Origin of the sequence: Intestinimonas sp. HCP28S3_D6 (genome assembly GCF_052065695.1) — a bacterium.
Lineage (GTDB): Bacteria > Bacillota > Clostridia > Oscillospirales > Oscillospiraceae > Intestinimonas.
Genome location: NZ_JBQHTM010000090.1, coordinates 1 through 6,015 on the forward strand (window position 1 = coordinate 1; position 6,015 = coordinate 6,015).

Annotated in this window: 7 protein-coding genes and 1 pseudogene; 1 reads left to right on the top strand and 7 read right to left on the bottom strand. The window is 52.0% G+C overall.

The genetic code is table 11. The annotated features are described in order from the left end of the window. The 6 genes and pseudogenes from ACTNBK_RS16510 to ACTNBK_RS16535 form a co-directional block, all read right to left on the bottom strand. The coding region (locus ACTNBK_RS16510; protein WP_441147728.1) for a hypothetical protein at positions 1-181 on the bottom strand (181 nt) is incomplete at its 3' end. A gap of 403 nt (positions 182-584) precedes the next feature. Further along, positions 585-1,445: a DUF4261 domain-containing protein gene (locus tag ACTNBK_RS16515; protein ID WP_441147740.1), complete on the bottom strand. Its 861-nt coding sequence runs from the start codon at positions 1,443-1,445 to the stop codon at positions 585-587. Between the two features lie 318 nt (positions 1,446-1,763). Continuing rightward, positions 1,764-2,543: a hypothetical protein gene (locus ACTNBK_RS16520; protein WP_441147730.1), complete on the bottom strand. Its 780-nt coding sequence runs from the start codon at positions 2,541-2,543 to the stop codon at positions 1,764-1,766. Positions 2,544-2,633: 90 nt separating this feature from the next. Then, entirely contained in the window at positions 2,634-3,743 is a 1,110-nt protein-coding gene (locus ACTNBK_RS16525; protein ID WP_441147732.1) for a hypothetical protein, read from the bottom strand. 17 nt (positions 3,744-3,760) lie between these two features. After that, positions 3,761-4,624 carry a CbrC family protein gene (locus tag ACTNBK_RS16530; RefSeq protein WP_441147734.1) on the bottom strand — a complete coding sequence of 288 codons (864 nt, stop codon included), beginning with the start codon at positions 4,622-4,624 and terminating at the stop codon, positions 3,761-3,763. Between the two features lie 15 nt (positions 4,625-4,639). Then, positions 4,640-4,816: pseudogene (locus tag ACTNBK_RS16535) on the bottom strand (DUF4253 domain-containing protein); the annotation flags it as partial. A gap of 77 nt (positions 4,817-4,893) precedes the next feature. On the opposite strand from ACTNBK_RS16535, the gene ACTNBK_RS16540 reads away from it, so the two are divergent. Next, positions 4,894-5,118: a hypothetical protein gene (locus tag ACTNBK_RS16540; RefSeq protein ID WP_441147736.1), complete on the top strand. Its 225-nt coding sequence runs from the start codon at positions 4,894-4,896 to the stop codon at positions 5,116-5,118. 295 nt (positions 5,119-5,413) lie between these two features. Here the strand turns inward: ACTNBK_RS16540 and ACTNBK_RS16545 are convergent, their stop codons facing one another. Continuing rightward, positions 5,414-5,662 (bottom strand): hypothetical protein, encoded by a 249-nt coding sequence (locus ACTNBK_RS16545; RefSeq protein WP_441147738.1) that lies wholly within the window; start codon positions 5,660-5,662, stop codon positions 5,414-5,416. Positions 5,663-6,015 lie beyond the last annotated feature (353 nt).

The window sequence follows — 6,015 nt, forward strand, 5'->3', positions numbered from 1 at the left end:
AAGCAGATAAATAATGGCTATTTTGCACTGAAATCACCTTAACCAAGCGCAAATGGCGGCTAATACATTGAGTAGAAACAGGATAAAGGCTTTTATTCAGAGGTTCCCTAGTTTTCTGTCCGGATACCCACAAGTCCTTGATATTACTGGGGTTTTCAAAAAGTTCTGTATCACCACTCATACCATGCGGAGTGTCCTGAGAGGACACTCCGACTTTTTTGTTTTATCCCCATCAAAAAGGTGCCGCGGCGAGGCGAACACCGGAAGCTTCCGATGTCCTCCGGCAGTGTCAGTATGTCCCTCACTCTGCCTTATCTTCTTCCAACACTGCTTTCAGCTTCTCCAGTGCCTTTTTTTCGATGCGGGATACATAGCGCCGCGGTTAATGTAAACGATGCCCGGAAAGCCTTGCAGGAGAAGGCTTGTCCGGGCATCAGATGTTTGAGAGTAGCGCCGCGCTTATTGTAAGTTGCGCGGAAAGATTATGATTTTAGAAGATAAGCGGCCATTTATACTCAATACGGATACACTGTAATTTCGCCAACTGTTTAGGTTCTGGCATTACCATAATAGGTACAATAATTTCAATTACATGTACTTTCCTGCCGCTGTCCCGCGGCAAACTCTCCCATATGGATGTCCAGAACCCCCCTGGCCGGCTGGACCAACGCTTCTTCATATCGGCACTTCCATTGAATCTCTCGGCTCATCTTTCCGTTCACTATACCATCCACTGTTTCCCCATCCTGAATGGGATTGTCATTCGCCAGAATATACGACGCTGCGTTATAGGCATGATTTACCACCCAGTTGGGGTCCATTCCGTGGAAATGATACTGGAGGTCCGGCAGGAACAGGGTGCCCATGCCTAAAGTGTCGATGAGCATATCCTCGGTACCCTTAGTGTTGAAGAAGCGGACATTGACGCCAAAGCGGATAAAACGATCCGGCCCCTCAATCTGGTGAGAGCGCACATCTTCTGCCAAAAAGAGCTTGCCACAGTTTTGGAAATAGAACGCCTCACAGGTGGGGTACAGCTCCGCCAGGGCCTCCAAAAAGTCAGCGTCCAGATTCGCCCTTTCCAGAGCCGGAAGCGCCGCTGCCAGCATATCGGCGGCCACCACCTGGTACCGGCACTCCCGGAAGATCCGCTCCCGGTCCTCCTGGCAGTCCCACATTTGGCTCATAAGGAAGGTGTCAAAGCCTTTGCCCTTAAATTTGCTGCACCCCATCACCATCAGCTGCACCGGAGCCTTTCCGTCCTTGAATTCCGCTATATGCTCCAGGGCGGCAAACCCTGCTGTCTTTTTATCGTAACAGAAACACTTCACCGCTCCAATGTGTTTTTCCATTGCAGCGGTCATTTTTTCCTTGTCCGGCATGGCCACCGGCTCTTTGAACAGCATCTGAATAAGATATCCCCCCTCCCCTTCCGGCCAGGGCATGCGATGATAGAAGAGGATGTAGTAGGTGTCCTTAATCATCCGCGAGAAGAGGGTCAGCCCTACGAGAGAGAGCAGATATGCCGGAAACAACGATGCCAACCCAGCAGACCATAGCGTACAGCCCGGTTCTCTCCGCTTCCTGTATATTGTGAAGCCCACGCAGGTCAACAGAGCGATGGGAACCATTTGGAGAAAATCCCCAATGTAGGTGGAAAAGAAAAAATACTGAAAATTCATATCACTGGGGAAATACATAAATTTCTACTCCCTTTCTGCTTTTGGAGTCTCTGGGGTGCCACGCCGCTCCTGATGATTAATTTAATAATCCAGTAAAATGGGCACCCGCTGTTCCTCGGCAAACCGCATGGCCCGCCAGAACATGGAGAAGGCAAACTTGGCCAAGGATTGGGTGTCATACTGAGTGTGTTCCGGGATGTCCGCCTTGCTATACTGTCCATTCGGACCCATGGTGCCGTCTACCGGGTATCCCTCGGTGTCGGCCCAGCCGAGGATGGTATCCTCATCGGCCTGCCACGCCAGTTGGTTCAATTTCTCCAATTCCTTTCGCAGTCCGCCAACCGTGCCGATGGCGGCGGTGTCATCGGTGGGCAGAGGCGCCTGAAATAAGAAGGAATCCGTCAGAGGCAGCCACCAGGTAGCCCCACGGAACAGGGACCACACCCGATCCTCATCTGATGCAAGGCGGGTGATCAGAGGATGCTCCCCGAAGTTCCAGTCTTTCTCAACAGTGGGAGGGACTGACTCCTCGTATGTATGGCAGGCGGCCACCAGCAGCATGGTACCGAAAGCATCCCAATCCGGTTTGTCGGTGTAGTAAGGCTTCTCGTTGTCCTCCGGCCAGGGAGTGTAGGAGGGTTGACCCGGCTGAGATATTGCAACCAGGATCTGATTCCGCCAGTTTTCCACCGCCGCCTGGACTTCTACCGGGGATAGTTCCTCCTCGTTGTCGGCGGGTTCTCCATCCGGCGTGATCCGGTTAAAGGCATATCCGTTTTCCTCCGCCCACTGCTGAACAACAGTTTTCCAGTTATGAGAATAGTACCGGGTCAATGTTCCGGCGTAGATATCAAGTCCCATATCTCTGCTCTTTTCCGCTTTATCTTGATCTGCGCTTTTTTCTGAGCCAATAGTTCTTTCCTCTCATGATCCATAGGTCACTTCTCCGTTTCAGAGGGCGCAGGAATAGATGCTCATGGCCCCGTAATCGGTGTGCAGGACAAGTCCGCTCCCCGTAAAGGCAAAATTCACCTGCCGCACCACAAAGGGATCGTCAATGGTAGCCAGCAGCTGTCCGTTGCTGGTATCCCACAGCTCTATGGGGGAGCTGCCACGATCCTGCTGAACGGCCATCAGACTGCCCCTTGTCCGCACCGTGCAGGTATCCGAAAAACTCAGCCCCTGCCGGACAGAAAACGGGAAAGGATTGTCCATCTCCTCTCCGGTCTGGGTCAGATAGAACTTGCCGCCCACCGAGAAGCACTGGTCATCTGGAGAGAAGAAGGGATGCCAGCCCTCATTGGGAATCACTACTTTTTGGGCGGACTTCAAATCGACCAGCACATACTCACCCTCGGTGACGCGGTAAGCCGCTTTTCTCTGCCGGGGAGAGAGCATCCCGAAGCAGTAATAGGCAAAATTCGGGTCTTTTGACTTCTTGCATTTTACCGTTTCCCGCCACACCTCTGTGTTGCTACCAAAGTCAAAGGCGACGATCTCCTCGCCTGTGTACCACAGGGCCAGGTCGCCGCTGGCATCCAGCATGGTCTTCATGCTGTTTTTCTTGTTGGCAAAGGGTGTAACCTCATGGGTGCGGAGTGAGAACTGCTGGAGAAGATAACTGTTGTTCAGCAGCAGGGTATCATTGGGGCAGAGGACCTGTTCATAGGTCATCCGCTTGGCCCCCAGAGAGACCGTTTCAAGGATCTCCCCGCTGCCATCGAAGTGATAGAGGGTCTCGTCCTCAAAATCTCCGACCACCCTCGTCAGGAAGAAGTCATCCCGTGTGAGGGCGGTAGCCAGGGGCATAAAACCGTTACTGTCCTTACCGACGAACCGATGGCACCGCGCCTGCCCAACAGCGGCATCCGGATTCTGATAGACAAATCCTTTCCGCATCTGGCCCATCATGGCGCTGGCCGCCTTGCTCTTGACCTGGTAAGCGGAGTCGCACAGGGTCTCCTTGACCTTCCCGCCATTCAAGCAGGTTCGGATGGTATGTCCGTCAATTTCAATCCGCCACTGCTTATTTGTGGCGGGGTTGAGGAAGGTTTTTCTCATGGGGCGCAGGTACCTCCTCAATCAAAATCCATCCAGACCAGGTGCTTTCCGCAGTGGAGACACTGGAACAGATAGCATTGCAGATGCCCGCCATTGACGGATTCCTGAATCATTTCCTTATGTTCGTCATTCCACATTGGATCGTCCAGCACATCCTCCAGCACACCCAGCGCCCGCAGTTCTCTGGCACCCACATGGCCCAGATAGGCACAGTAGTCGCCGCAGTGGGCGCGCCAGTATTCCTGCTGCCAACCGGAGTAGCCGGGAGTTCGGTGGATGAGCTCGTCCAACTGGGCCGGGTTCTCCACGCCATCGTCCACGGAGCAATCGTCCTGGAAGCTGCCGTCATATTTCCGGGCCGCCTCGCCGCTGGAGATACACTCCGGGCACAGACACTCAATATCCTCCACAGCGTAAAAGGGGCCTGTATAGAAAATGTGGGTCGTCTTGCCGCAGCAGTCGCAGGCAACGCCATCCGCGGACTCCTCAAAAGCGCCGGTTTCCAGCGGATTGGGGTGATACCGGAAGGTGGGCAGGCCCAGCTGGGCCTGCCGCTCCTTCTCTTTCTGCTTTTCCTCCGGCGTTTTGGGCTTGGGGAGGGCATAATGATTGCCCCAGTTTTCCGCATAGTCCTTCAGCGTGCCCAGCCGCTTGAGTGTCTTTTTATCGGAACGATTTCCGATTTGGCAGAGCAGTTCGTAGGCATCCTTCTTGAAGTCCAGCAGATCATACACATCCACCAGCACCTCCTTGGCCTGTTTGTCTTCCGACTGCTCCAGTTTCTCCTTGAAGGTATAGAGAGCGCGGACACTGTCTGGATTTCCTTTTGTCTCTCGAAACTGCTTTTGGAGTTCAATATATTGCTTCAGGTATTCGTTCATGGTCAAAATCTCCCATCAATCCCACCAGAAGTACCAGACGGTGGACTGCCGCAGCACATCAGCCAAAGCGCCCACGGTGGCGTCTTCCGGTCCCTGGTCGATGACATCGGGGCAGAAGCCATACAGCTCCACCGCTGCATCCATGGCCTTCTCCTTGGGGACGGGGGCCGGGAGCAGGAATTCTAAGGAATCTCTGATTTAATCCGCACTACCATAAAGGCTCCGGATGTGGGATAATAACACTATCAACGCAATGGTGGTGTATGGGGATGAAGAAACAGGAAACATTTACGGATATCGAATACAGCTTCCGCAAGAAGAAAACGAAGCGGGAGGAATTTCTGGAAATCATGGACGAGATCATTCCCTGGGACGAGTGGGTTGGTGTTAACCAGTTGGCTGCTTCGTTAATAGCAACGGCTGCACTGCGCAGCTCTTCGATGGTCATAGCCATATCGCTCATTTTGCTCATAGCGACGTTCTCCTTTCTCTGATTGTCTTTGCTGTGCTAGGATTGTCATGTTTCTCGCCATTCTTGCGGATACGTGGGAGATTGCATTCAGTACTGCAATCAGCTCCGTGTCGTTACCGCCTGAATCAAAGTAGGACTTCTTCATGTGCTTCACCTCCGTTTCTGTGATGGTTAAGGCTTGTTGTTTCGTGCCTTACATCTTCCACTGGAGATGAGTGGTGGATTTGAGCGGAGAAATTTTGAAAAAATATAAAATCCCTCTGGACATCGGTTGGTGGATGCCAAGAGGGATGAATTTCTACATATGATATGTAGGATTAATAGCCACGAATTTTACGGAGCTCCGTGCGGATCTTCTTCATCTGATCAGCGAAGGTACGCTGCGGGCGACCGATCTTTTCAGCGATTGCACGATCTGAGATATTGTAATCATTAAGCCAGCACTGAATGATGGTATCAGCATCCGGATCAAGTTCTCTCAACCTATTAAAAAGCTGGTCGAGAAGGAGTCTGTCTGCAATTACATTTTCCATTGATGGTGATGAATCGGGAATGCAGTCGTACATAAAATGATGACCGGATACCAGGTCGAGACGGTGAAATCCGGCAACTCAACTCCCTGCGAGTGTATGGCAAATTCGTGCTCAGAGCGAATGAATTGTGTAGAAGTTGAGCGGCTTTCACTGTCTCAACTGTCGAGACAGTGGCAGGGAGCAGCAGTGTAAAATTGCCTTGCATTATATAGGTAGCAAAGACTTTATACAGACTTGTTCCCATAGACTTCAATGGTCAAGACCTTGATGTGAATGTGTGTTTGTCAAACGAAAATGTGAGCAAAAGGGCCCCAAAAAAGTGAGCACCTTCAGCACCAGATTTCATGTCGTGAGCAATGTTTTTCCCAAGTACCAAATGCTCACCT